Annotated in this window: 22 protein-coding genes and 2 tRNA genes; 17 read left to right on the forward strand and 7 right to left on the reverse strand. The window is 68.1% G+C overall.

Translation table 11 applies throughout. The annotated features are described in order from the left end of the window. Positions 1–41 precede the first annotated feature (41 nt). Both P7644_RS15995 and hrcA read right to left on the reverse strand, forming a co-directional pair. Positions 42–118 (reverse strand) — tRNA-Ile (locus P7644_RS15995). A 52-nt stretch (positions 119–170) separates the two neighbouring features. Further along, on the reverse strand, positions 171–1,163 hold the full coding sequence (hrcA, locus tag P7644_RS16000; protein WP_404300235.1) for a heat-inducible transcriptional repressor HrcA: 993 nt from the start codon (positions 1,161–1,163) through the stop codon (positions 171–173). Between the two features lie 28 nt (positions 1,164–1,191). Between hrcA and P7644_RS16005 the strand changes: the two genes are divergently transcribed. Genes P7644_RS16005 through rapZ form a run of 3 tightly spaced genes read left to right on the forward strand, consistent with a single transcriptional unit; the run spans position 1,192 to position 4,631 of the window. Beyond that, positions 1,192–2,088 (forward strand): NAD kinase, encoded by an 897-nt coding sequence (locus P7644_RS16005; protein WP_404300236.1) that lies wholly within the window; start codon positions 1,192–1,194, stop codon positions 2,086–2,088. 2 nt (positions 2,089–2,090) lie between these two features. Next, positions 2,091–3,764 carry a DNA repair protein RecN gene (gene recN / locus P7644_RS16010; RefSeq protein ID WP_404300237.1) on the forward strand — a complete coding sequence of 558 codons (1,674 nt, stop codon included), beginning with the start codon at positions 2,091–2,093 and terminating at the stop codon, positions 3,762–3,764. Between the two features lie 3 nt (positions 3,765–3,767). After that, positions 3,768–4,631: an RNase adapter RapZ gene (gene rapZ, locus P7644_RS16015; RefSeq protein ID WP_404300238.1), complete on the forward strand. Its 864-nt coding sequence runs from the start codon at positions 3,768–3,770 to the stop codon at positions 4,629–4,631. Positions 4,632–4,763: 132 nt separating this feature from the next. Here rapZ and mutY read toward each other — a convergent pair whose 3' ends face one another. The 3 genes from mutY to mutM all read right to left on the reverse strand — a co-directional run bounded on the left by mutY (position 4,764) and on the right by mutM (position 8,749). Continuing rightward, positions 4,764–5,822, reverse strand: a complete 1,059-nt coding sequence (gene mutY / locus P7644_RS16020) for an A/G-specific adenine glycosylase (RefSeq protein WP_404300239.1) — start codon at positions 5,820–5,822, stop codon at positions 4,764–4,766. Further along, entirely contained in the window at positions 5,819–7,708 is a 1,890-nt protein-coding gene (locus P7644_RS16025; protein ID WP_404300240.1) for a dynamin family protein, read from the reverse strand. The genes mutY and P7644_RS16025 overlap by 4 nt, the downstream gene beginning before the upstream one ends. A gap of 225 nt (positions 7,709–7,933) precedes the next feature. Next, complete coding sequence (gene mutM / locus P7644_RS16030) at positions 7,934–8,749, reverse strand: bifunctional DNA-formamidopyrimidine glycosylase/DNA-(apurinic or apyrimidinic site) lyase (RefSeq protein WP_404300241.1); 816 nt, start codon at positions 8,747–8,749, stop codon at positions 7,934–7,936. Between the two features lie 29 nt (positions 8,750–8,778). On the opposite strand from mutM, the gene P7644_RS16035 reads away from it, so the two are divergent. The 13 genes from P7644_RS16035 to P7644_RS16095 all read left to right on the forward strand — a co-directional run bounded on the left by P7644_RS16035 (position 8,779) and on the right by P7644_RS16095 (position 21,193). Further along, the gene (locus tag P7644_RS16035; RefSeq protein WP_404300242.1) at positions 8,779–10,563 is read left to right on the forward strand and encodes a tetratricopeptide repeat protein; all 1,785 of its coding nucleotides are present in this window, start codon (positions 8,779–8,781) and stop codon (positions 10,561–10,563) included. Next, positions 10,560–11,075 (forward strand): lipoprotein insertase outer membrane protein LolB, encoded by a 516-nt coding sequence (locus tag P7644_RS16040; protein WP_404300243.1) that lies wholly within the window; start codon positions 10,560–10,562, stop codon positions 11,073–11,075. Before P7644_RS16035 ends, P7644_RS16040 begins: the two co-directional genes overlap by 4 nt. A gap of 6 nt (positions 11,076–11,081) precedes the next feature. Next, positions 11,082–11,948 carry a 4-(cytidine 5'-diphospho)-2-C-methyl-D-erythritol kinase gene (gene ispE, locus P7644_RS16045; protein ID WP_404300244.1) on the forward strand — a complete coding sequence of 289 codons (867 nt, stop codon included), beginning with the start codon at positions 11,082–11,084 and terminating at the stop codon, positions 11,946–11,948. Between the two features lie 25 nt (positions 11,949–11,973). Beyond that, positions 11,974–12,050: transfer RNA gene (locus P7644_RS16050), tRNA-Gln, on the forward strand. Positions 12,051–12,097: 47 nt separating this feature from the next. Continuing rightward, positions 12,098–13,057, forward strand: coding sequence for a ribose-phosphate pyrophosphokinase (locus tag P7644_RS16055; RefSeq protein ID WP_404300245.1), 960 nt, complete (start codon positions 12,098–12,100; stop codon positions 13,055–13,057). A 99-nt stretch (positions 13,058–13,156) separates the two neighbouring features. After that, positions 13,157–13,780 (forward strand): 50S ribosomal protein L25/general stress protein Ctc, encoded by a 624-nt coding sequence (locus P7644_RS16060; RefSeq protein ID WP_404300246.1) that lies wholly within the window; start codon positions 13,157–13,159, stop codon positions 13,778–13,780. A 103-nt stretch (positions 13,781–13,883) separates the two neighbouring features. After that, positions 13,884–14,507 (forward strand): aminoacyl-tRNA hydrolase, encoded by a 624-nt coding sequence (pth, locus tag P7644_RS16065; protein WP_404300247.1) that lies wholly within the window; start codon positions 13,884–13,886, stop codon positions 14,505–14,507. 72 nt (positions 14,508–14,579) lie between these two features. Next, positions 14,580–15,542 (forward strand): ABC transporter permease, encoded by a 963-nt coding sequence (locus tag P7644_RS16070; RefSeq protein ID WP_404300248.1) that lies wholly within the window; start codon positions 14,580–14,582, stop codon positions 15,540–15,542. Next, the gene (locus P7644_RS16075) at positions 15,539–16,411 is read left to right on the forward strand and encodes an ABC transporter permease (protein WP_404300249.1); all 873 of its coding nucleotides are present in this window, start codon (positions 15,539–15,541) and stop codon (positions 16,409–16,411) included. Before P7644_RS16070 ends, P7644_RS16075 begins: the two co-directional genes overlap by 4 nt. Further along, a complete protein-coding gene (locus P7644_RS16080) occupies positions 16,411–17,397 on the forward strand; it encodes an ABC transporter ATP-binding protein (protein ID WP_404300250.1) in 987 nt (328 codons plus the stop codon). The genes P7644_RS16075 and P7644_RS16080 overlap by 1 nt, the downstream gene beginning before the upstream one ends. Further along, the gene (locus P7644_RS16085; RefSeq protein WP_404300251.1) at positions 17,394–18,254 is read left to right on the forward strand and encodes an ATP-binding cassette domain-containing protein; all 861 of its coding nucleotides are present in this window, start codon (positions 17,394–17,396) and stop codon (positions 18,252–18,254) included. The genes P7644_RS16080 and P7644_RS16085 overlap by 4 nt, the downstream gene beginning before the upstream one ends. 48 nt (positions 18,255–18,302) lie before the next feature. Continuing rightward, positions 18,303–19,793 (forward strand): ABC transporter substrate-binding protein, encoded by a 1,491-nt coding sequence (locus P7644_RS16090; RefSeq protein WP_404300252.1) that lies wholly within the window; start codon positions 18,303–18,305, stop codon positions 19,791–19,793. Continuing rightward, complete coding sequence (locus P7644_RS16095; RefSeq protein ID WP_404300253.1) at positions 19,790–21,193, forward strand: amidase; 1,404 nt, start codon at positions 19,790–19,792, stop codon at positions 21,191–21,193. The genes P7644_RS16090 and P7644_RS16095 overlap by 4 nt, the downstream gene beginning before the upstream one ends. 62 nt (positions 21,194–21,255) lie before the next feature. Here P7644_RS16095 and P7644_RS16100 read toward each other — a convergent pair whose 3' ends face one another. Next, complete coding sequence (locus P7644_RS16100; RefSeq protein ID WP_404300254.1) at positions 21,256–21,903, reverse strand: LysE family translocator; 648 nt, start codon at positions 21,901–21,903, stop codon at positions 21,256–21,258. An 81-nt stretch (positions 21,904–21,984) separates the two neighbouring features. Between P7644_RS16100 and P7644_RS16105 the strand changes: the two genes are divergently transcribed. Then, positions 21,985–22,587 (forward strand): hypothetical protein, encoded by a 603-nt coding sequence (locus P7644_RS16105; protein ID WP_404300255.1) that lies wholly within the window; start codon positions 21,985–21,987, stop codon positions 22,585–22,587. Between the two features lie 4 nt (positions 22,588–22,591). Here P7644_RS16105 and P7644_RS16110 read toward each other — a convergent pair whose 3' ends face one another. Continuing rightward, positions 22,592–23,473: an EamA family transporter gene (locus P7644_RS16110; RefSeq protein ID WP_404300256.1), complete on the reverse strand. Its 882-nt coding sequence runs from the start codon at positions 23,471–23,473 to the stop codon at positions 22,592–22,594. Positions 23,474–23,554 lie beyond the last annotated feature (81 nt).

Raw genomic sequence — 23,554 nt, forward strand, 5'->3', positions numbered from 1 at the left:
AAAAACCCGCCACGGCCATGCCATGACGGGCTTTGTAGGACTGGTAGGGCGTGGCGGACTTGAACCGACGACCAAAGGATTATGAGTCCTCTGCTCTAACCAACTGAGCTAACGCCCCAGTGCGTGCCACCCGCGCCTGATGCGCAGGGCACAGCCGCGCATTGTATGTGCTACTTGTGGTGGCTTAGCGCGTTGGACACCAATTTGGAGGTGATGTCCACGATCTGGATCATGCGGTCATAGGGCATGCGCGTGGGGCCGATCACGCCCAGGGTGCCGACCACCTGACCATCGACCTCGTAGGGCGCGCTGACCACGGACAGCTCTTCAAACGGCACGACCTGGCTCTCGCCGCCGATGAAGATGCGCACCCCCTCGGCGCGGCTGGAGATGTCCAGCAGCCGCAGGATCTGGGTTTTCTGCTCGAACAGGTCGAAGGCCCGGCGCAGGTGGCCCATGTCACCGGAAAAGTCGCTCACCGCCAGCAGGTTGCGCTCACCCGAGAAGACCACCTCGTCCTGCGACTCGGAGCCGACATTCACCGCTGCCTGCATCAGCACCGCGATCTCGCTGCGCAGCTTGTCCACCTCCAGCTTCAGGCGCTCGCGCACCTGCTCCATGGTCAGGCCCGCGTAGTGGGCGTTGAGGAAGTTGGCCGCCTCGACCAGCTGCGACTGGGTGTAGTCGGATTCGGTGAAGAGCACGCGGTTTTGCACGTCGCCATCGGGCGAGACGATGATCACCAGCAGCCGCCGCTCCGACAGGCGCAGGAATTCAATATGCCGGAACACCGAGGCGCGGCGCGGCGCCATGACCACCCCGACGAATTGCGACAGGCTGGACAGCAGCTGCGCGGCATTGGTGATCACTTTTTGCGGCTGCTCGGGCTTGAGCTGCAGGGCCGGCAACTGCTCCTGCTGCACGGTGAGCATGGTGTCCACGAACAGGCGGTAGCCCTTGGCCGTGGGCACGCGGCCAGCGGAGGTGTGGGGGCTGGCAATCAGGCCCAGCTCCTCCAGGTCGGCCATCACGTTGCGTATGGTGGCGGGAGACAATTCAAGGCCCGATGCCCGCGACAGGGTTCTGGAGCCCACCGGCTGCCCTTCGGCGATGTAGCGTTCCACCAGCGCCTTGAGCAACAACTTCGAACGGTCATCGAGCATCAGGTCATTTTAATGATGTAATTTCCGCATGAAGCCCATCTTCCGCCGCATCGCAGTCATAGGCAAGTACCGGGAGCCCGTTGCCGGTGCGGCCCCCGCCAGTGCGCAGCAGATCATTGAGGGGATTGTCCAGTTCATCATCCGGCAGGGCTGCGAGCCCACGCTGGAGGCAGAAACGGCCGCCAGCATGGGACTGGACGGCTATCACACCCTGGACGTGGATGGCATTGGCGGGCATTGCGACCTGTGTTTGGTCGTGGGCGGCGATGGCACCATGCTCGGCGTGGGTCGCAGGCTGGCCGGCTACGGCACGCCGCTGGTGGGCATCAACCAGGGGCGGCTGGGCTTCATCACCGATATTCCGCTACAGGGCTACGAAGCCGCCCTCACGGCCATACTGCATGGCGAATACGAGGAAGACGTGCGGCCGCTGATGCAGGCGCGCGTGATGCGCGGCGACACCTGTGTGTTCGAGGCCCTGGCGCTCAACGACGTGGTGGTCAACCGCGGCTCCACCTCCGGCATGGTGGAGCTGCGCGTGGAGGTGGATGGCGTGTTCGTCTCCAACCAGCGCGCCGACGGCCTGATCGTCGCCTCACCCACCGGCTCCACGGCCTATGCGCTGTCGGCGGGAGGTCCCATGCTGCACCCGTCGATTCCGGGCTGGGTGCTGGTGCCCATCGCGCCGCACATGCTGTCCAACCGGCCCATCGTGCTGCCCGATGCCTCTGAAATCGCCATCGAGATCGCGGGCGGGCGCGACATCAGCGCCAACTTCGACATGCAGTCACTGGCCTCGCTGCAACACGGCGACCGCGTCGTGGTGCGGCGCTCGGCCCATCGCGTGTGCTTTTTGCACCCGCGTGGCTGGAGCTATTTTTCCACCCTGCGCAAGAAGCTGCGCTGGAACGAGGGAGGGTCCTGAGCATGGCCCTGCGACGCATCGCGCTGCGCGACTTTGTCATCGTGCAGGCGCTGGACCTGGACCTGCACGCCGGCTTCACGGTGCTGACCGGCGAGACCGGCGCGGGCAAGTCCATACTGATAGACGCGCTGCAGCTGCTGCTGGGCGCACGCGCCGACACCGGCGTGATCCGCGAAGGCGCGCAGCGCACCGATCTCTGCGCCGAGTTCGATGCCGGCGCGCACGCGCTTGCCGCCTGGCTTCATGAAGCCGGCTTTCCCGGTGATGACACCCTGCTGCTGCGCCGCACCATCGATATACAGGGCAAGAGCCGCGCCTGGATCAACGGCATTGCGGCCACGGCGGCGCAGATGCGCACCCTGGGCGAGCAGCTGCTGGACATCCACGGCCAGCATGCCTGGCAAAGCCTGACGCGGCCCGAGGCCGTGCGCGGCCTGCTCGACGCCTATGCCGGCGTACAGGCACAGCCGCTGACCGCGCTGTGGGCGGCCTGGCGCGACGCGCAGAAGGCCCTGGTCCAGGCCCGCACCGCGCAGGACACGCTGCAGCAGGAGCGCGAGCGCCTGCAGTGGCAGATCGCGGAGGTGGACAAGCTCGCCCCACGCGAGGGCGAATGGGACGAGCTCAACACCCGACACGCGCGCCTGTCCAACGCCCAGGCGCTGCTGGACAACGCACAGGGCGCCCTGGGCGCACTGCAGGGCGATGACGCGGGTGGCGCCCTGAGCGCGCTGGCCCAGGCCCAGCACCTGCTGCAGGACTACGAACATGTGGACGAGTCTTTCCGCGCCATGAACGAGGTGCTGGCCGCGTGCATCGCCCAGGCGGGGGACGTGGCGCATTCGCTGCAGGGCTATCTGCGCCACGCCGAGCCCGACCCCGAGCTGCTGGAGCGGCTCGATGCCCGCCTATCGCAATGGATGCAGCAGGCACGCCGGTTCAAGCGCACGCCGGCGGAGCTACCCGCGCTGCTGGAGGGCTGGAAGGAGGCGCTGCGCCGCCTGGACGACGCGGCCGACCTGGACGCGCTCGAAGCAGCCGAGCAGGCCCAGGCCGCAGCCTACCACAAGGCCGCGCGCGCCCTGTCGCAAAAACGCGCCAAGGCCGCGCCGCGACTGGCGCAGGCCATCACCCAGGCCATGCAGGGCCTGGGCATGACGGGCGGGCGCTTCGAGGTGCAGGTGGACAAGGCGGCAGAGCCCGGACCGCACGGCGTGGACCAGGTGGTCTTCCTGGTCGCCAGCCACCCGGGCATGACCCCGCGCCCCGTCGGCAAGGTGGCCTCGGGCGGCGAGCTGTCGCGCATCGCGCTGGCGATCTCGGTCACCACCAGCGAGCTGGGCGCGGCGCCCACGCTGATCTTCGACGAGGTGGACTCGGGTGTGGGCGGCGCCGTGGCCGAAACCGTGGGGCGCCTGATGCAGCAGCTTGGGCGTGCGCGGCAGGTGCTGGCAGTCACCCACCTGCCCCAGGTGGCGGCCTGCGCGGACCACCACCTGGTTGTCTCCAAGCACAGGCGCGCCGAAGGCACGAACAGCACGGTGGCCGCCGCCGACGCCCAGGAACGCGTCGCGGAGGTCGCCCGCATGCTCGGCGGCGAGCGCCTCTCCCCCACCACCCTGGCGCATGCGCGAGAGATGCTGGATGGCGCGCGCACGCCCACCACAGCAGGCTGAACCATGACACTGGAAGTCGTCGTCATCACCGGCATGTCCGGCTCGGGCAAGTCCCTGGCGCTGCGCGCGCTGGAGGATTCTGGCTACTACTGCGTGGACAACCTGCCGCCGGAGCTGCTGGCATCCTTCGTGGCGCTGGAGCATGCGCACCACGGCCAGCGCGTCGCCGTGGCCATGGACGTACGCAGCGCCACCGCCCTGCCCCTGGTGCCGCAGCAGCTCAAGCGCCTGCGCGAAGAAGGGGTTCAGGTGCGTTCGCTGTTTCTGGACGCGACTACCGGCACCCTGGTGCGGCGCTTTTCCGAGACGCGCCGGCGCCATCCACTGTCCCAGGACAAGCTGCTCGAAGGCCGGCGCGCCCTGGTGCAGACCATTGAGCTGGAGCGCCAGCTGCTGGCCGAGCTGCGCGAGCAGTCCTATGTCATAGACACCAGCGTACTGCGCCCCGCCCAGCTGCTGAGCTACGTGAAGGAGCTGCTGTCCGTCAAGCCCGGTCAGCTCACCCTGGTGTTCGAATCTTTCGCCTTCAAGCACGGCGTGCCATTCGACTCGGACTATGTCTTTGACGTGCGCATGCTGCCCAATCCGCACTACGAGCCCGCGCTGCGCGCGCTCACCGGCAGGGATGCGCCGGTAGCCGAATACCTGCGCGAGCAACCCGAGGTGGCGCTGATGCTCTCGCACATCAGCCAGTTTCTGGAGCATTGGCTGGACGCGCTGGCGCAAAACCACCGCAGCTATGTCACCGTGGCCATAGGTTGCACGGGCGGGCAACACCGTTCGGTGTATCTGGTGGAGCAGCTCGGCGCGCACTTTGCCGACCGCTGGAGCACGCTGCGCCGCCATCGCGAGCTCAATGGCGTCTGATGGCAAGACGCCATTCACTATCTAATTCATAGCTTCTGGCGCTTTTTTTGCGGCAAATTCAGAATTAAATACTTCTGAAAGCCATGAATAATAAGCGTCAGAAGCTATCAATTTAGCGTATCAGATCCATGACTACAACCCCTCCAGCAGCTTGCGCACGGGCGCCGGCAGCCCCAGGCCCTGCCACTGCTGCGGCGTGAACCAGCCGCCCGCCGACGGCTCGGCGCACTGCGCGTCCGGCGCAAGCACCTGGCCCCGCGCCAGCACCGGGTGCAGGTGCAGGTCGCGGTGCGTGAGCACATGGGTAAAGGCCGGCAGGTCTTGCGCGCCGCGCATGGACTCTGGCGCCAGGGTGGCCTCCAGGTCGTGCCTGCTGGCATGGACGGGCGGACAGTACAACCCGGCCCAGATGCCCGCAGGCGGGCGCCGCTCCAGCCACAGACGGCCGGCGTCATCCCGGCACAGCAGCAGCCACCAGGCCTGGGCACTGCGCTTGAGCCGACGCGTGCGCACCGGGTAGTCCTGCGCATTGCCATCGCGCCGCGCCACGCAGGCCTGTTGCAGCGGGCACAGCATGCAGCTCGGGTTCCTGGGCAGGCAGATGCCGGCGCCCAGATCCATCAGCCCCTGGGTATAGCGCGGCATGGCGACGTCCAGGTCGTCGTGGGGCAGCATGGCGTCGGCCAGGCTCCACAGCTCGCGCTCGTTGCGCGCCTGCGCCAGGTCCGCGCCAAAGCCCAGCACGCGCGTGAGCACGCGCCGCACATTGGCATCCAGGATGGGGGCGCGCACGCCAAAGCAGAACGCGGCGATGGCGCCGGCCGTGGAACGGCCAATGCCCGGCAGGGCCGCCAGCTCATCCACGGTACGCGGAAACTCGCCGCCATGCTCGCGCACCACGATCTGCGCGCAGCGGTGCAGGTTGCGCGCACGGCTGTAGTAGCCCAGGCCGCTCCACTGGGCCAGCACCTCGTCCTGTGGTGCCGCGGCCAGCTGCCGCACGTCGGGAAAGCGCGCCAGGAAGCGCGCGTAATAGTCCAGCACCGTGGCCACCTGGGTCTGCTGCAGCATGATTTCGGACAGCCACACGCGATAGGCATCGCGCGTGTTCTGCCAGGGCAGCTGGTTGCGGCCATGTCCGGCCTGCCAGCGCACCACCTGCGCGGCGATCTGCGGGGGCGCCGAGCTCATGCCGTTGCCAACGGCGTCAAGGGCTGGGCTACGGCCTGAGCCATGTCCCCGACAGGGGCGCCATCGTCGGCGGCCGGTGGCTGCACAAGCTCCGCCGTCAGCTCGAGCAGGCGCTGCTCCAACTCGGCCAGGTTGCGCTCGGCCGCTTCAACCTCCGCGATGCGCTCCAGCAGGCCGCTGGTCGCCTGCTGAATGCGCTTCACGGCCTCCATGCGCCGCGCAAAACTGCGCTGGCGCTCGCGCAGCTGCGCGTCGAGCTGCCCCATGACCGTCTTGCTCCACAGCTCCAGCTCATTCGCCACGGCCTCGAACACCGTGCGCAGTCGCAGGTCCAGGGCGCGCAGCAGGCGCTGTGCATGCTCCCTCTGCGCCAGGCGCAAGGTGTTGGCTACGGCCACATACTGCAGATGGCGCTGCTCTATGGCCGTGATGTCCTGCGCGTAGGCGCCCAGCGGCGGCGCGGGCGGCACCTGTAGCGAGAAGCCGAAATCAGAATTGAGCTGACGGAAAGTTCCGCCCAGCATGGCCTGCATCTCGACACCCGAGGCCTGGGCCGCCTCCATGGCGGCGCGCACACGATCAAAGGTCTCGCCATACACCTTGCGCACGCCCAACTTGACCCCCGCAGGCTCCAGGGCCGCGCTCAGCTCCTCCAGATGCGCCCTGAGTCCACGCGGCCCGAGCCGCTGAAACAGCACGCGCAGCATCTTCAGGTGCACGGCCCGCACGGCCTGGATCTTGGCTGCGCTGGCCTCGAATTCCTGCTGCTCGATCTCAATGCGCGCACGCATGGCCTCGATCACGGACATGTTCTTGCCGCGCAGACTGCGCAGCTCCAGCATCTGCTCATCCAGGTCGCGGCGACGGATGTTGATCACGCGCCGCGTCTCGTTTTGCAGGCTGGCCACAGCGCTTGCCACGGTCGCCCGCAAGATGTCCTGGCGCCGGCTCATGATGCCCCTGCCCAGGGCGACCTCCAGCTGCGGCAGGCCGCTGGCCTGCAGCAGCTGGTCATCGCAATGGATCTTGGCCAGCAAACCCTTTTGCGCCGATACCGCCACCACATGACCGAGCGGCACGCCCAGCATCTCGGCCGAGGTATGGCGTTGGCGCTCGATCTGCGCCTGCACCTGCGCGGGCGAGTTCAGCGCGTCCCACAGCGTATCGATCTTGTTGAGCACCACCAGGCGCGCATCGGCCGCATCCTCGGCCGCGCCCAGGTGGTCGCGCCAGATCGACAGATCCGAGCGCGTCACGCCCGTGTCCGCCCCCAGGATGAAAACCACGGCATGTGCCTGCGGTATCAGGTTGATGGTCAGCTCGGGCTCGGCGCCCACGGCATTCAGGCCCGGCGTATCCAGAATCACCAGTCCCTGCTTGAGCAGCGGATGCGGCAGATTGATGATGGCGTGGCGCCACATGGGCACCTGCACCATGCCAGCGGCGTCCGGCAGGGGATTGTCGGCATCCGCTGCTTCGCTCCAGAAGCCCAGCGCGCGCGCCTCGTCCACGCAGACGCTGCGCATTTCGGACACTTTTTCGAGTGCCTTTGCCATCTGCTCGGGATCGTCGGTGTTCAGCGCCAGCTTGGTCCAGCCGCCTGGCCTGAGCCGCCACTCTGCCACCCCGAGCGCTTGCAGGCGCGTCTCTATGGGCAGCAGGCGCAGGCTGGGTTCCATGCCGCTCTCAAAACCCAGCTCGGTAGGGCACATGGTGGTGCGCCCGGCACTTGCCGGCATGATGCGCCGCCCATAGCCGGCAAAGAAGATGGCGTTGATGAGCTCGGACTTGCCGCGCGAAAATTCCGCCACGAACGCCACGGTCACCTTGTCGCTGCGCACCTGCTCCTCAAGGCGCTGCAGGCGCTCCAGGACGACCGCGTCCATGAGGTCATGCGCCCCCATCCACTGGCCCAGCCGCTCAAGCCGGTACGCAAACGCCCGCCGCCAGACGCCATGCTGGTCAAACCGCTGGTTGAATGAGGGTGAGGGCCCCACGTCGCTCCCAAAATGTCAATGCGTCCATGCGCGCGCGCCCGTAGGGGCGGGAAGGTGCAATATAGCACCCCCCGTCCGCGCCGCCCGCCGCCGCCATGCCCCCCGGCACGCCGCTCAAGGCCGCTGGCAATGCGGGCAGAAATAGCTGCTGCGCTGCCCCTGGCGCAGCAGCTGCACGCTGGTGCCGCACAGCCTGCATGGCAGGCCGTCACGGCCGTAGACATTGGCCTGCAATTGAAAATGCCCGGCGCTGCCATCGGCACTGGAAAAGTCCCGCAGGGTGCTGCCACCCTGCTGCACGGCACGCGCCAGCACCTCGCGGATCGCGCCATGCAGGCGCCGCGCGCGCTGCTCGCCTATGCGGCTGGCGCGCACCGTGGGCCGTATGCGCGCCAGGAAAAGCACCTCGGACGCATAGATGTTGCCCACGCCCACGACCAGCTTGCCTGCCAGCAGCAACTGCTTGATGGGCATGCGGCTGGCACGCAGGCCCGCATGAAATGCGGCAAAGCCAAAGCCCTCGCCCAGGGGCTCCACCCCCAGCCCCGCGAGCAGCTTGCGCGCCCGCGCATCGTCCTCGCCTGACGCCCATACCACGGCACCGAAACGGCGCGGATCATGCAGGCGCAGGGTGCCGCGATCGGTCACCAAGTCGAAATGGTCATGCACGCCGCGCGCCGGCAATGCCTGGGCAAAGCGCAGGCTGCCCGACATGCCCAGATGCACCAGCAACAATCCATCCTGCAGATCCAGCAACAAATACTTGCCGCGCCGGCGCACCGCCAGCACCCGCTGCCCCACCAAGGCATCAGGCGCAATGCCCAAGGGCCAGCGCAGGGGCTTGCCAAGCACCACGGTGCGTATCGTCGCGCCGGCAATGGCATCGGCAAAGCTGCGCCGCGTAACCTCCACCTCGGGCAGCTCAGGCATGGCGATGTGTGTCTAGAAGTCTCAATACCATGGATTATTATGAGCCGATGGAGCTATCTCAGCGTTTTTGGCGGGCGGCCTTGGTCTATGTGATTGCAGCCGCCGCATGGCCAGCCCAGGCCCAAACCAGCGAGCCAGCAGCGCCGGCCGAATCCTCGGTCGAAGCCGAGGACAGCGATGCCAATGCCGCACTCAATGCCGAGCTGTTCTACGAGCTGCTGCTGGGTGAAATGACGACCAGCGCGGGCGACCCGGGCACGGGCTACAACCTGATACTGGATGCGGCCCGCCGCAGCGGCGACGCACAGCTGTATCGCCGCGCCACCGACATCGCGCTGCAGGCGCGCTCCGGCGAATCCGCACTGGCGGCCGCACGCGCCTGGCAGCAGGCGCTGCCGCAGTCGCGTGACGCCAATCGCTACCTGCTGCGCATCCTGGTGGCGCTCAACCGCATCGCCGACAGCGCCGCGCCCTTGCGCCAGGAGCTGGCCAGCTCCCCTACGCGGGACAAGATTTCCACGATACGGACACTCCCCCTGCTGTATGCGCGCGCAAGCGACAAGGCCCTGGCCGCACGCGTAGTGCGCCAAGCCCTCGATGGCGAGCTCAACCACCCGGCCGTAGCACCCACGGCCTGGACCACCATAGGGCGCATGTACCTTGCGGCAGACGACAAGGCGCGCACGCTGGAGGCCGTAAGCAACGCCATGGCGCAGGATTCCCGCGACGACGGCGCTGCCATGCTGGCGCTACAGCTAATGGAGGGCGGCGTCATACAGGCCGAGCCCCTGCTGACACGCTATCTGGCCGGCAAGCCCCTGCCGGAGGTGCGCATGGCCTATGCGCGCCTGCTGATCAATGCACAGCGCCTGACCGATGCGCGGGCGCAGGTACAGGCCGTCACCAGCGAGCACCCGGACCAGGCCCAGGCATGGTTGATCCAGGCAACGCTGCAACTGCAGGCCAACCAGCTGGATGAAGCCGAGGCTGCCCTGCAACGCTTCGTCGAGCTGCAAGACAGCCTGCCGGCCGGCGAGCAACACAAGCATGCCTTGACGCAGGCCTATCTGATGCAGGCGCGGATTGCCGAAAAGCGCGGCAACCTGGCGCAGGCCCAAGCCTGGCTGGAACGCATTGATGACGCCGCCGAATTGCTATCCGTCCAAAGCCGGCGCGCCTCGCTGCTGGCGCGCCAGGGCCGGCTGGCAGAGGCACGCGCCCTGATCCGCGCCACGCCGGCCACAGGCCCGGACGACGAGCGCCTCAAGCTCCAGGCCGAGGTGCAGCTGCTGCGCGAAGTCGGCCAATACCAGCAGGCCTATGAGCTGCAGGCCAAGGTGGCGGCACTGGCGCCGCAAGACAACGACCTGGTGTACGACCAGGCCATGCTGGCCGAGAAGGCCGGCCGCACCGAGGATATGGAGCGCCTGCTGCGCAGCATCATCGCGCGCAAGCCGGATCATCACCATGCGCTCAATGCCCTGGGGTTTTCGCTGGCCGACCGCGGCGTGCGCCTGCAAGAGGCCAAGGCGCTGATCACCAAGGCCCTGGAACTGGCACCCGAAGACCCCTTCATCACCGACAGCCTCGGCTGGGTCGAATTCCGCCTGGGCAACCGCAAGGAGGCGCTGTCCATTCTGGAGCGCGCATTCAAGACACTGCAGGATGCGGAAATCGCAGCCCACTTGGGCGAGGTTTTGTGGAGCCTGGGCCAGCGCGAGCGCGCACTGTCCATCTGGCGCGAGGGTCTGCGCATCCACAAGGACAACTCGACGCTCCAAGACACGCTCAAGCGCTTGGGAGCGCGCCCTTGACACGGCCGCCCCCCCCCTCCCGCGCTCGCCCCAGGCGCGGCCGCCTGGTACTTGCGGCGCTCTCGGTCGCGCTGCTTGCAGGCTGCGCCCAACCACCCCGCCCCGCCAGCGGGGCCACGGACCACTGGAGCGGGCGGCTTGCCGTGCAGGTCGAAGACGGCAGCGCGCAGTCGTTCAGCGCCGGCTTTGAACTCAAGGGCAGCCCGGCAATGGGCGCGCTGACCCTGTTTAACCCCCTGGGCAACGTGATCGCCGAGCTGCAATGGTCCCCAGGGCGCGCCGTGCTGAACAATGGCAGCGAGACCAGGCAATCCATATCGCTGCAAACGCTGGTACACGAGTTGACGGGCAGCGCCCTGCCAATTGACGCACTCTTTGGCTGGCTCAAGGGCGAGCAGGTTCAGGCCACGGGCTGGCAGGCGGACCTGAGCGCACTGGACAAGGGCCGCCTCACGGCCACGCGCCACACGCCCGCGCCGCACACGGTGCTGCGCGTCATCCTGAGTCTTTGAACCCGCATGCAAACCCTGTACGACGTGCCGGCACCGGCCAAGCTGAACCTGTTTTTGCATGTCACGGGCCGCCGGCCCGATGGCTACCACCTGCTGCAGTCAGTGTTCATGCTGATCGACTGGAGCGACACCCTGCATTTCGAGTTGCGCGCCGATGGCGCCATCACGCGCGAGGACCTGACGCAACCCCTGCCCGCGAACGACCTGGTGCTGCGTGCGGCACGCGCGCTGCAGGCTGCCACCGGCTGCCGCCTGGGCGCACACATCGGCGTGCACAAGCGCGTGCCCGCTCAGGCCGGGCTGGGCGGCGGCTCCTCCGACGCGGCCAGCACGTTGCTGGCCCTGAACCGGCTGTGGGGCCTGCGCCTGCCGCGCACACGCTTGCAGGCCATAGGCCTGACCCTTGGCGCCGACGTGCCATTTTTTTTATGCGGCAGAAATGCTTGGGTGGAGGGGATTGGTGACATAATCCGGCCCCTTGAGTTGGAGCAGCGACTGCCAAGCGCAAGTTTTGCAGTGGTCAAGCCCGAAGCGGGACTGGATACGAAAGCCATTTTTTCGCATCCTTTGCTGAAACGCGATTCAGGCAATGCTACAATCCAAGGCTTTGCTGCAGCACCCTACCAATTTGGTGGCAATGACCTGCAGCCGATCGCACAGACCTTGTGCCCAGAAATAGACCAGGCCATCACATGGCTTGCATCCAAGGGCTTACAAGGGCGGATGACCGGCTCGGGCAGCGCGGTGTTTGCGCAAGCAATGCACGCAGTTGATCTGCATGATGCACCAGCAACATGGCAGGTAAAAATGTGCGATAATTTGAAGCTTCATCCGCTGCTGGATTGGGCTTCGGATGGAGAGATAAAAGGCTGATTGCCAAGCGGCAGTCAACCTGCGTAGGGGAGTAGCCAAGTTGGTTAAGGCACCGGATTTTGATTCCGGCATGCGAGGGTTCGAATCCTTCCTCCCCTGCCAAGACCCATTGCCCGCGCGGGATCTCAATTCAGACTGCTGAGTCACTCATGCAAACCAATTCCCCCGATTTCTTGGTATTCACGGGCAATGCCAATTCCGGCCTGGCTGCCGAAATCGTCCAGCATCTCGGCACCAACCTGGGCGCCATCGATGTAGGACGCTTCTCTGACGGTGAAGTCACTGTCGAAATCAAACAAAGCGTGCGCGCCCGCGACGTATTCGTGGTGCAGCCCACCTGCGCGCCGACCAACGAGAACCTGATGGAACTGTTGATCATGGTCGATGCGCTCAAGCGCGCGTCGGCAGAGCGCATCACGGCCGTGATCCCCTACTTCGGCTATGCGCGCCAGGACCGCCGCCCGCGCTCCACGCGCGTGCCGATCTCCGCCAAGGTGGTGGCCAACATGCTCCAAGCCGTGGGTGTGGCACGCGTGCTGACCATGGACCTGCACGCCGACCAGATCCAGGGCTTCTTCGACATTCCGGTGGACAACATCTACGCCTCGCCGGTGCTGCTTGGCGACCTGAACGAGAAGAAGTACGAGAACCTGGTGGTGGTCAGCCCCGACGTGGGTGGCGTGGTGCGCGCGCGTGCGCTGGCCAAGCAATTGGGCTGCGACCTGGCCATCATCGACAAGCGCCGCCCCAAGGCGAACGTGTCCGAAGTCATGCATGTGATCGGCGACATCGACGGTCGCAACTGCGTGATCATGGACGACATGATCGACACCGCCGGCACGCTGGTCAAAGCCGCCGAGGTGCTCAAGGAACGCGGCGCCCAGAAGGTCTACGCGTATTGCACGCACCCGATCTTCTCCGGCCCCGCCATTGACCGCATTACCCAGGGTGCCGCGCTCGACCAGGTGGTGGTGACCAATACCATTCCCTTGAGCAATGCTGCCAAGGACTGCGCCAAGATCCGCCAGCTCTCCGTGGCGCCGCTGATCGCCGAGACGATCCAGCGCATCTCCACGGGCGAGTCGGTATCGAGCATGTTCTCGGACTGATCCGGGAGCGTCACGCAGACCTCATGCCCGGCGGCGGGTGTGGGGTCTTTTTCAACAGTGGGCCAGGCTGGTCGCGGCCGGCCCCATTAGGAGTTAACTATGCAATTCGTCGCTTTTGAGCGCGCCAAGCAAGGTACGGGTGCGAGCCGCCGTCTGCGCATTTCGGGCAAGACCCCCGGCATCGTCTATGGTGGTTCCGCCGAACCCCAACAGATCGAACTCGATCACAACGCCCTGTGGCATGCCCTGAAGAAGGAAGCCTTCCACTCCAGCATTCTGGACATGGAGCTGAACGGCCAGGTCTCCAAGGTGCTGCTGCGCGACGTGCAATACCACCCCTTCAAGCAGCAAGTGCTGCATGTGGACTTCCAGCGCGTGGACGACAAGACCCGCGTGCACCTGAAGGTGCCGCTGCACTACGAAGGCCTGGAAGGCTCGCCCGCCGTGAAGGCCGAAGGCTGCACGGTCACCCCGTTGATCCACGAAGTGGACGTGATGTGCATGCCCTCGCAGCTGCCCGAGTTCATCAAGGTGGACCTGAGCGGCCTGACCTCCAAGTCCACCCTGGGCCTGCAGTCGCTGACGATTCCCCACGGTGTGCAGCTGGTGGTGCGCGGTTCCAACAAGAACCCCGCCCTGGTGTCCATCAAGCTGCCCGAAGTGGTGGCCGATGTCGCCGCCGCCGCACCTGCAGCGGCCCCCGCCAAGAAGGGCAAGAAGTAAGCACTGCTTGCCTGCCGCCTCGCCCGGGGCGGCACCTCTTGCATCCCGACGGCCCACCCTTGCGTGGGCCGTTGGCGTTTTTACGGGGCCGATAATCACGGCCATGATCAAACTGTTTGTGGGCCTGGGCAATCCCGGGCCGGAATACGAGGCCACACGCCACAACGCCGGTTTTTGGTGGATAGACGCGCTGGCGCGCGAGCTGAAGGTCACTCTGGTACCAGAGCGCGCCTACCACGGCCTGGTGGCGCGCAGCTCCGTCGCCGGCCACGGCGTCTGGCTGCTGCAGCCGCAGACCTTCATGAACCTGTCGGGCAAGTCGGTGGCCGCCCTGGCACGCTTTTTCAAGATACAGCCCGAGGAGATCCTCGTGGTGCACGACGAGCTGGACCTGCCGCCCGGGCAGGCCAAACTCAAGCGCGGCGGCAGCCACGCGGGGCACAACGGGCTGCGCGACATACATGCCCAGCTGGGCAGCAGCGACTATTGGCGGCTGCGCATAGGCATTGGCCACCCCGGCGTGAAGTCCGAGGTCATCCACTGGGTGCTGAAGAAACCCGCGCCCGACCAGCGCACGCTGATCGAAGACAGCGTCGCCCATGCGCTCAAGGCCTACCCTGCCATGCTGGCCGGCGACATGGACAAGGCCACGCTACTGGTGCATACCACCAAGCCGCAACGCCCCAAGCCGCCCCGTCCATCTGCGTTGCAGGACGGCGCCGCATGACTATGTTTTTCATAGCTTATAGCGCTTTACAGTAGAGCGTTACAGCCCATTTTGCCGCTATAAATTGTCTGCATGACCTGGTTTGTTCTGCAACGCCTGCTGACCCTGATCGCGACGCTGCTGGGCGCCTCGGCCGTGGTGTTCTGGGTGCTCGAGGTGCTGCCAGGCAACGCCGCCGAGGTGCTGCTCGGCCCCGACGCCGCGCCCGAGGCCGTGGCCGCGCTGGCCGCGCAGCTTGGGCTGGACCAGCCGGCCCTGGTGCGCTACGGCCAGTGGCTGGCCGGCCTGCTCACGGGCCGCCTGGGCGACAGCCACGCCTACAGCGCGCCGGTGCTCCATCTCATCGCCGAGCGCCTGGCCCTGACCATTCCGCTGGCCCTGCTGTCCATGGCCCTGACCTGCGTGCTGGCGCTGGCCGCCGGCGTGTATGCCGCCGCACGCCACAGCCGCCTGGGCGACTGGGGCGTGATGGGGCTGGCGCAGTTGGGCATCGCCATTCCGAACTTCTGGTTCGCCATCCTGCTGATCCTGCTGTTCTCGGTAAAGCTGCAGTGGTTCTCGGCCGGGGGCTTTCCGGGATGGACGGCGGAAGCGGGCGGCGGCGTCCTGCCGGCGCTCAAGGCGCTGCTGCTGCCGGCCGTGGCGCTGGCGGCGGTGCAGGCCGCCATATTGGCGCGCATCACGCGCTCTGCCGTGCTCGACGTGCTGCGCGAGGACTTTGTGCGCACCGCGCGCGCCAAGGGGCTCACGCGCCGCGCGGCGCTGTGGCGCCATGTGCTGCGCAACGCCATGATCCCCGTGGTCACGGTGATGGGCCTGCAGTTCGCCAACCTGCTGGCCGGCACCATCGTGGTGGAAAACGTGTTCTACCTGCCGGGCCTGGGGCGGCTCATCTTCCAGTCCATCGCCAACCGCGACCTGGTCGTGGTGCGCAACTGCGTGATGCTGCTGGCGGCCATGGTGGTGCTGGTGAACTTCGTCGTCGATCTGCTGTACGCGGCCATAGACCCGCGCGTGAAGGTGGGCAGCCCATGAGCGCCGTGCCCACCGTCACCGCGGCACTGCCCGCGCCCGGCTTCTGGCGGCGCGCGCGGCACCACCGCAGCTTCGTGATCGGCGCGCTGCTCACGGCGCTGCTGCTGGCCGCTGCCCTGCTGTCTCTGGTATGGACGCCCTGGCCGCCCTACGAGATGGCCATGGACGCCACGCTGCAGCCTCCGAGCACACAACACTGGCTGGGCACCGATGCCTACGGGCGCGACCTGGCCTCGCTGCTGCTGGTGGGCGCACGCGCCTCCATCCTGGTGGGCGTGATCGCCGTGGGCATCGGCCTGGCGCTGGGCGCGGCGCTGGGCCTGCTGGCGGCGGCGCGCGGCGGCTGGGTGGAGGAGGCCGTGATGCGCCTGGCGGACTTCACCTTCGCCTTTCCGGCGCTGCTGCTGGCCATCATGCTCACGGCGGTGTTCGGCCCCGGCATCGTCAACGCCATCATCGCCATCGGCATCTTCTACATACCGACGTTTGCCCGCGTCACGCGCGCCTCGGCCAAGGCAGTCTGGGCGCGCGAGTACATCCTGGCCGCGCGCGCCTGCGGCAAGGGGCCGTGGCGCATCACGCTGGAGCATGTGCTGCCCAACATCGCCTCGGTGCTCATCGTGCAGGCCACGATCCAGTTCGCGCTGGCGATCCTGGCCGAGGCCGCGCTCTCGTACCTGGGCCTGGGCACGCAGCCGCCCCAACCCTCCTGGGGGCGCATGCTGGCCGAGTCGCAGACCCTCATGTTCCAGGCGCCGCTGCTGGCGGTGTGGCCGGGCCTGGCGATCGCCCTGGCCGTGCTCGGCCTGAACCTGCTGGGCGACGGCCTGCGCGACCTGCTCGACCCACGCATGGCGCGCCAGAGATGATGGCCACCACCACCCCGCTGCTCGAAGTACGGCAACTCGCCATCACGCTGCAGACGCAGCGCGGCGCGGTGCGCGCCGTGCATGACGTGGACTTCACGCTGGCGCGCGGCGAGACGCTGGGGCTGATCGGCGAATCAGGCTGCGGCAAGTCCCTCACCGCGCTGGCCCTCATGGGCCTGCTGCCCGAGGGAGCGCAGGCTGCGGGCAGCATCCGTTTCGATGGCCAGGAGCTGCTGGCCTTGAGCGACAAGGCGCTGTGCCGCCTGCGCGGCAACCGCATAGGCATGGTGTTCCAGGAGCCCATGACCGCGCTGAACCCCGTGCACACCATAGGCCGCCAGGTGGCCGAGCCGCTGCGCCTGCACCAGGGCCTGACCTTCGCCCAAGCGCGCGCCGAGGCCATCGCCCTGCTGGAGCGCGTGGGCATAGACCAGGCAGCGCAGCGCTTTGACGCCTACCCGCACCAGTTCTCGGGCGGGCAGCGCCAGCGCATCACCATCGCCATGGCGCTGGCCTGCGGGCCCGACCTGCTGATCGCCGACGAGCCCACCACGGCGCTGGACGTGACGCTGCAGCGCCAGATCCTGGAACTCATCAAAGGCCTGGTGGCCGAGCGCGGCATGGCGCTGATACTGATCTCGCACGACCTGGGCGTGATCGCGCAGAGCGTGCGGCGCACCCTCGTGATGTATGGCGGCACGGCGGTTGAATGGGGCCCCACGCGCGCCGTATTCGGCGCCCGCGCCCACCCCTACACGCAGGGCCTGTTTGCCGCGCGCCCGCAACTGGGCACGGCGCGCGCGGCCGGCGCGCGTCTGCCCACCATTGCCGGCACCGTGCCCGAGCTGGCCGACCTGCCGACGGGCTGCCCGTTTGCCGGGCGCTGCCCCTTCACCGAGCCCGCATGCCACGCCGCACTGCCGCCCGCCGTGGCGCTGGACGCGGATCACGAGGCGCGCTGCATACGGCTGAAAAAGGCGCCATGAACACTATCGATACCGTAGCTTCAAGCGCTTTACCCACGGGCGCTGGAGGCCAATTTGACCCCGCCCCCCTGCTGCTGCGCGTGCGCGACCTGCAGCACCACTACCCGCTGCCGCGCACGCGCCTGCTGGGGCCGCGCGCGCGGGTAGCGGCGCTGCAGGGCGTGAGCTTCGACATCCGGGCCGGCCGCAGCCTGGGCGTGGTCGGCGAATCGGGCTCGGGCAAATCCACGCTGGCGCGGCTGGTGATGGCGCTGGACACGCCCAGCGGCGGCACGGTGGAGCTGCTGGGCCGCGACCTGCACCGCCTGCCCGCGCGCGAACTGCGCGCCGCGCGGCGCGACTTCCAGATGGTGTTCCAGGATCCGTACGGCTCGCTGGATCCGCGCCAGACGGTGGAGCGCATCGTCACCGAACCGCTGCAGGCCCTGGACAGCGCCACCGGGGCCGAGCTGCGCGAGCGCGCCGCCGAGGTGCTGGCCCAGGTGGGCCTGCGCCCGGGCGATGCGCTGAAGTACCCGCACGAATTTTCGGGCGGCCAGCGCCAGCGCATCGCCATCGCCCGCGCACTCATCACGCGCCCGCGCCTGATCGTCGCCGACGAGCCGGTCAGCGCGCTGGATCTGTCGGTGCAGGCCCAGGTGCTGAACCTGCTGGCCGACCTGCAGGAGCAGTTCGGCGTCACCTACCTGCTCATCAGCCACGACCTGGCCGTGGTGCAGCACCTGTGCGACGAGGTGCTGGTGCTGCACCAGGGCCGCATCGTGGAGCGCGGCGCGCCCGAAGACCTGTTCAGCGCCCCCCGGCACCCCTACACGCAGGCCCTGGTGGCATCCGTGCCGCGCATCGACGCGCTGTAGTAAAAAAGAGGCACACCGACAACACATTCAAACGAGGAGATACCGTCCATGTTCACCCGCCGCACCGCCCTCGCCTCCGGCGCCCTGGCCACCGCCGTACTGGCCACGCCGCTGCACGCGCTGGCGCAGGGCAAGAAGGACTCCGTCACCCTGGCGCTGACGCTGGAGCCGCCAGGCCTGGATCCGACGGCCGGCGCCGCCTCGTCGATTGCCGAGGTCACGCTCTACAACATCTACGAGACGCTGACCAAGATCAACCCCGACGGCAGCGTCTCGCCCCTGCTGGCCGAGAGCTGGGAGGTGTCGCCCGACCTCAAGACCTACACCTTCCGATTGCGCAAGGGCCTCAGCTTCCACAACGGCGAGCCGTTCAACGCCGCGGCCGTCAAGTTCTCGTTCGACCGCGCCGGCGGCGACAAGAGCACCAACAAGGACAAGCGCCTCTTCGCCAGCCTGACGACCCAGGTGGTGGACGACTACACGGTGGTGCTGCTGAACAAGGACATCGAGCCCGACCTGCTGTTCCTGCTGGGCCAGGCCACGGCCATCATCGTCGAACCCAAGAGCGCCGACACCAACGCCGCCAAGCCCGTGGGCACCGGGCCCTACCAGCTCACGGCCTGGAGCCGCGGCGCCTCCATCACGCTCACGGCCTGGCCCCAGTGGCGCCAGGCGGCGGCGATCAAGATCCGCCGCGCCAGCTTCCGCTTCATCCCCGACTCGGCCGCCCAAGTGGCCGCGCTGCTGGCGGGCGACGTGGACGCGTTCGCGCGCGTCACGCCGCGCAGCATGGCGCAGTTCAAGGACAACCCGCGCTTCCAGGTGGTCGTGAGCGGCTCGCGCGCCAAGACCATACTGGCCATCAACAACGCCAGAAAGCCCCTGGACGACGTGCGCGTGCGCCGCGCCATCGCCGCCGCCATCGACCGCAAGGCCGTGATCCAGGGCGCGGCCGACGGCCTGGGCGTGCCGATTGGCAGCCACTACGTGCCCGGCGCCTTCGGCTACGTGGACACCACGGGCATCAACCCCTACGACCCCGAGAAGGCCAAGCGCCTGCTGGCCGAGGCCGGCGTGAAACTGCCGCTGACGCTCACCATGACGCTGCCGCCCGCGCCCTACGCGCGCCAGGGCGGCGAGGTCATCGCGGCGCAGTTGGCCAAGGTGGGCATCGTTTCGAAGCTGCAGAACGTGGAATGGGCGCAGTGGCTGTCGGGCACCTACGGCGCCAAGAACTACGACCTGACGCTGATCTCGCATGTCGAGCCCTTCGACCTGGGCAACTTCGCCAAGCCCGACTACTACTGGGGCTACCGCTCGCCGCAGTTCGACCAGCTCTACGAGAAGATCAAGCACGCCGCCCGCCCCGCCGACCGCGCGCGCCTGCTGGGCGAGGCCCAGCGCCTGCTGGCCGAGGACGCGGCGCACGGCTTTCTGTACCAGCCGCAATGGGTGACCGTGGCCCACAAGAACCTGCGCGGGCTGTGGAAGGACATGCCGATCTTCGTCAACGACCTGTCGGCGCTGTCCTGGTCATGAGCGCGCTGCACGATCTATCCGCCGCCGAGCTGCTGGCCGGCTACCGCGCACGCAGCCTTTCGCCCGTCGAAGCCACGCAGGCCGTGCTAGCCCATATCGCGCACTGGGAGCCGCACCTGCACGCCACGTACTTGCTGCGCCCCGATGAGGCCCTGGCCCAGGCACGCCAGAGCGAGGCGCGCTGGCTGCGCGGCGCGCCCTGCGGGCCGCTGGACGGCGTGCCCGTGACCATCAAGGACAACATCGCCACCCGGGGCGACCCCACGCCGCTGGGCACGGCCGCTTCCCCCCTGGTGCCCGCAGCCGCCGACGCCCCGCCCGCAGCACGCCTGCGCGAGGCCGGCGCCGTGCTCGTCGCCAAGACCACCATGCCCGACTACGGCATGCTGTCCTCGGGCCTGTCGAGCTTTCACGCGCTGGCGCGCAACCCCTGGGATCTGACGAAGGGCCCGGGCGGCTCCAGCGCCGGCGCGGGCGCGGCCGCCGCGGCCGGCTACGGGCCGCTGCACGTCGGCACCGACATCGGCGGCTCGCTGCGCCTGCCGGCGAGCTGGTGCGGCATCTTCAGCCTCAAGCCCAGCCTGGGGCGCATCCCCATCGACCCGCCCTACACCGGCCGCGCCGCTGGCCCCATGACGCGCACGGTGCAGGACGCGGCGCTGATGATGCAGGTGCTGTCCCAGCCCGACACGCGCGACAGCATGAGCCTGCCGGCGCAGGACATCGCCTGGGACCGGTTCGACGCCGGCTCGGGGCACCTGCGCGGCCTGCGCCTGGGCCTGCTGCTGGATGCCGGCTGCGGCCTGAGCGTGCAGCCCGAGGTGCGCGCCGCCATCGAAGCGGCGGCGCGGCTGTTCGAGCAGGCCGGCGCCACCCTCGTGCCCATGGCCCCGTTCCTCACGCGCCAGATGCTCGACGGCATGGACCATTTCTGGCGCATGCGCTCGCTGATGGACCTGCGCACGCTTGCCGCCGAACAGCGGGACAAGGTGCTGCCCTTCATCCGCGCCTGGGCCGAGAGCGCCGCAGGCCTGGACGGCGCACAGGTGTTCGAGGCCAGCCAGCAGTTCCACGCCACGCGCGTGGCCACGGTGCGCGCCTGCGCGGGGTTCGACTACATGCTCTCGCCCGTGGCGCCCATCACTGCGTTTGCCGCCGAACTGCCCGCGCCGACCAACGACCCGCTGCGACCGCTGGAGCACATCGCCTTCACCGTGCCGTTCAACATGTCGGAGCAGCCCGCCGCATCCATCAACTGCGGCTACACGGATGGCGGCCTGCCCATCGGCCTGCAGATCGCGGGGCAGCGCTTCGACGATCTGGGCGTGCTGCAACTGGCCCATGCCTTCGAGCAGCTGCGCGGCCCGCAGCGGCCATGGCCCCGGCCGCCCGCGGCATGAATATGGGTCAAATAGGGCTCCAGCGCTTATTCAGCAAGCGCTGACAGCTATCAAATTGAGAATCAGCGCTGTGCCGTCGCCAGCCGCACGGCCAGCCCCAGGAACACCAGGCCGGCCACGCGGTTGAGCAGCCGCTGGGCGCGCGCCGAGCGCTGCAGCAGTGCGCCGAACGCCCCCGAAAAGCAGGCAATGGCGCCAAACACCAGGAAGGTGGCCAGCATGAACACCAGGCCCAGCAGCATGATCTGCTGCGCCATGGCGCCGCGCGCCGGATCGGCAAACTGCGGCAGAAAGGCCAGGAAGAACACCAGCACCTTGGGGTTGGTGAGGTTCATCACCACGCCGCGCCCCACCATGCTCAGCGTGCCGCCATGGCCACGCCGCTCCCCCGCCGCGTCGCCGGGGGGCGCCTCTGGCACGCTGGCCGGCGCGCGCAGCGCGCCCCAGGCCAGCCAGGCTAGATAGGCCGCGCCGCAAATTTTGAGCACGGTGAACGCCATGGCCGACGCGGCAAACACCGCCGCCAGCCCCAGCGCCACGGCCGCCGTGTGCCCCACCAGCCCCAGGCACAGCCCCAGCACCACGCACATGCCGGCGCGCCAGCCGCGCTGGGCCGACTGCAGCAGCACGAAGATGTTGTCCGGGCCCGGGGTGAGGGCCAACAGGACGCAGACACCAAAGAAGGCAACAAGGGTTTCGATAGCAGGCATGGTTCATCCAACGAGTGGGAGGCCGGCGCGGCCAGTGGCGCCACAATCGGTGCTTTCGCCCGATTTCGCTCAGTTTACGCAATGGACCTTTTTCTCGTGCTGATCCTGGCCGCCACCGCGGCCCACCTGCTCAATCTTCAGCAGCAGCGCAGGCGCATCGCCCTGCTGGCGCAGCAGCTGCAGCCCTACCAGATCGAACGGCTCATGGAAACGCTCACGCAAGGCTACCTGCGCGCCATGGGCGAACAGGGCGACGAGCGCCGCCAGCAGGTGCTGGGCCTGCTGGCCAGCAGCGAGGCGCAGCTCTCTGAGCAGTTCGAGCGCTTTGTGGCCGACTTTCGCCGCATTCCAGCCCAGCAGGCACGCGTGAGCCGTCTGCCGCTGGGCCTGCCGTTTGCGACGCAGCTGCTCCCAGGCACCACCTTCGACATGCGCGAGGTGCTGGAGATACACGCCGGCGGCATTGCCCGCGCCTGGCGCAACGAGGCCGGCCTGGCGCCGCGCGAGCGCGCCTTCGTGATGACGGCCGAGCTGCTGCTGATGCAGCACAGCTGCCACTGGTTCTGCAAGTCCAAGGTCGTGGCCTCGGCGCGCATGCTGGCGCGCCACCAGACGCCGCATGCCCAGCTCGTGGCCTCGGTCTCGCCCGAGACGCGCAAGGCCTATCTCGCCCTGACGGGTTAGCCCGTCACCCCAGCGCCAGCGCCACCACGCCCACCGCAATCAGCAGCGCCCCGGCCAGGCGCGCCGCGCGCTCGCCCTCGCCCAGCAGGTGCCCGCCGAGCAGTGCCGCGAACAGCATCGACACCTCGCGCGCCGGTGCCACATGGGACAGGGGCGCGCTCTGCATGGCAAACAGCACCAGCACGTAGGCCACGGGGCTCACGGCCGCCACCAGCAGCGCAAAGCGCCACTGCGCGGCCCACAGGCGGCGCAGCTCGGCGCGGTCGCGCAGCGCCACGGGCGCCAGCACCAGCACACGCACGAAGTTGCCCATGTAGTCCACCAGAATGGGCGACAGCAGCATGACCTTGACCGCGTAGCCATCGACCACCGTGTAGCTGGCGATGAACACGCCGGTGAGCAGGCCGTACAGCATCCCCTTCTTCACGCGCCGGCGCGCCTGCGCATCGTGCGCGGCGCGCAGCAGGCCGGGCCCGCCGGCAATCAGGAACACGCCGCCCACCACGCCCGCGATCCCGAGGGCACCCAAGGCCGACAGCCGCTCGCCCAGCAAGGTCACGGCCACCAGTGCCGACAGCAGCGGGCCCGTGCCGCGTGCCAGCGGGTAAACGACAGTGAGGTCGGCCTTGCGGTAGCCGCGCAGCAGCACCACGTAATACAGCACATGCAGCACGCCGCTCAGGGCCACGATGGCCCACTCGCGCGCGCCCCACAGCGGCACGGCGGTGCGCCCCAGCCACCAGCCCAGCGGCGCCCAGACCAGCATCATCAGCACCGCGGTGAAGAAGGCAAAGCGCGCGTCGCCCCCGGCCTTCTTGGCGGCGATGTTCCAGGCGGCGTGGATCAGCCCCGCGACGATGATCAGGGCGAAGGCGTTGAGCGGCATGCAAAACAAGCAGCCGCAGCGCCCGGAAGGCGGGCTGCGGCATTCAAAAGTGATCTGTCTCAGCAGTCCATGGCGCAGGGC

The organism is Alicycliphilus denitrificans, assembly GCF_044792555.1.
Taxonomy (GTDB): Bacteria; Pseudomonadota; Gammaproteobacteria; order Burkholderiales; family Burkholderiaceae_C; genus Alicycliphilus; species Alicycliphilus denitrificans_A.

Excerpts from the sequence above, each read along its gene's own strand:
- pth (WP_404300247.1), top strand. The coding sequence starts at position 13,884 with ATGATCAAACTGTTTGTGGGCCTGGGCAATCCCGGGCCGGAATACGAG.
- hrcA (WP_404300235.1), bottom strand. The coding sequence starts at position 1,163 with ATGCTCGATGACCGTTCGAAGTTGTTGCTCAAGGCGCTGGTGGAACGC.
- P7644_RS16100 (WP_404300254.1), bottom strand. The coding sequence starts at position 21,903 with ATGCCTGCTATCGAAACCCTTGTTGCCTTCTTTGGTGTCTGCGTCCTG.
- P7644_RS16090 (WP_404300252.1), top strand. The coding sequence starts at position 18,303 with ATGTTCACCCGCCGCACCGCCCTCGCCTCCGGCGCCCTGGCCACCGCC.
- mutY (WP_404300239.1), bottom strand. The coding sequence starts at position 5,822 with ATGAGCTCGGCGCCCCCGCAGATCGCCGCGCAGGTGGTGCGCTGGCAG.
- P7644_RS16035 (WP_404300242.1), top strand. The coding sequence starts at position 8,779 with ATGGATTATTATGAGCCGATGGAGCTATCTCAGCGTTTTTGGCGGGCG.
- P7644_RS16025 (WP_404300240.1), bottom strand. The coding sequence starts at position 7,708 with ATGGACGCGGTCGTCCTGGAGCGCCTGCAGCGCCTTGAGGAGCAGGTG.
- ispE (WP_404300244.1), top strand. The coding sequence starts at position 11,082 with ATGCAAACCCTGTACGACGTGCCGGCACCGGCCAAGCTGAACCTGTTT.
- P7644_RS16060 (WP_404300246.1), top strand. The coding sequence starts at position 13,157 with ATGCAATTCGTCGCTTTTGAGCGCGCCAAGCAAGGTACGGGTGCGAGC.
- P7644_RS16075 (WP_404300249.1), top strand. The coding sequence starts at position 15,539 with ATGAGCGCCGTGCCCACCGTCACCGCGGCACTGCCCGCGCCCGGCTTC.
- P7644_RS16095 (WP_404300253.1), top strand. The coding sequence starts at position 19,790 with ATGAGCGCGCTGCACGATCTATCCGCCGCCGAGCTGCTGGCCGGCTAC.
- P7644_RS16080 (WP_404300250.1), top strand. The coding sequence starts at position 16,411 with ATGGCCACCACCACCCCGCTGCTCGAAGTACGGCAACTCGCCATCACG.
- recN (WP_404300237.1), top strand. The coding sequence starts at position 2,091 with ATGGCCCTGCGACGCATCGCGCTGCGCGACTTTGTCATCGTGCAGGCG.
- rapZ (WP_404300238.1), top strand. The coding sequence starts at position 3,768 with ATGACACTGGAAGTCGTCGTCATCACCGGCATGTCCGGCTCGGGCAAG.
- P7644_RS16105 (WP_404300255.1), top strand. The coding sequence starts at position 21,985 with ATGGACCTTTTTCTCGTGCTGATCCTGGCCGCCACCGCGGCCCACCTG.
- mutM (WP_404300241.1), bottom strand. The coding sequence starts at position 8,749 with ATGCCTGAGCTGCCCGAGGTGGAGGTTACGCGGCGCAGCTTTGCCGAT.
- P7644_RS16070 (WP_404300248.1), top strand. The coding sequence starts at position 14,580 with ATGACCTGGTTTGTTCTGCAACGCCTGCTGACCCTGATCGCGACGCTG.
- P7644_RS16110 (WP_404300256.1), bottom strand. The coding sequence starts at position 23,473 with ATGCCGCTCAACGCCTTCGCCCTGATCATCGTCGCGGGGCTGATCCAC.
- P7644_RS16005 (WP_404300236.1), top strand. The coding sequence starts at position 1,192 with ATGAAGCCCATCTTCCGCCGCATCGCAGTCATAGGCAAGTACCGGGAG.
- P7644_RS16085 (WP_404300251.1), top strand. The coding sequence starts at position 17,394 with ATGAACACTATCGATACCGTAGCTTCAAGCGCTTTACCCACGGGCGCT.
- P7644_RS16055 (WP_404300245.1), top strand. The coding sequence starts at position 12,098 with ATGCAAACCAATTCCCCCGATTTCTTGGTATTCACGGGCAATGCCAAT.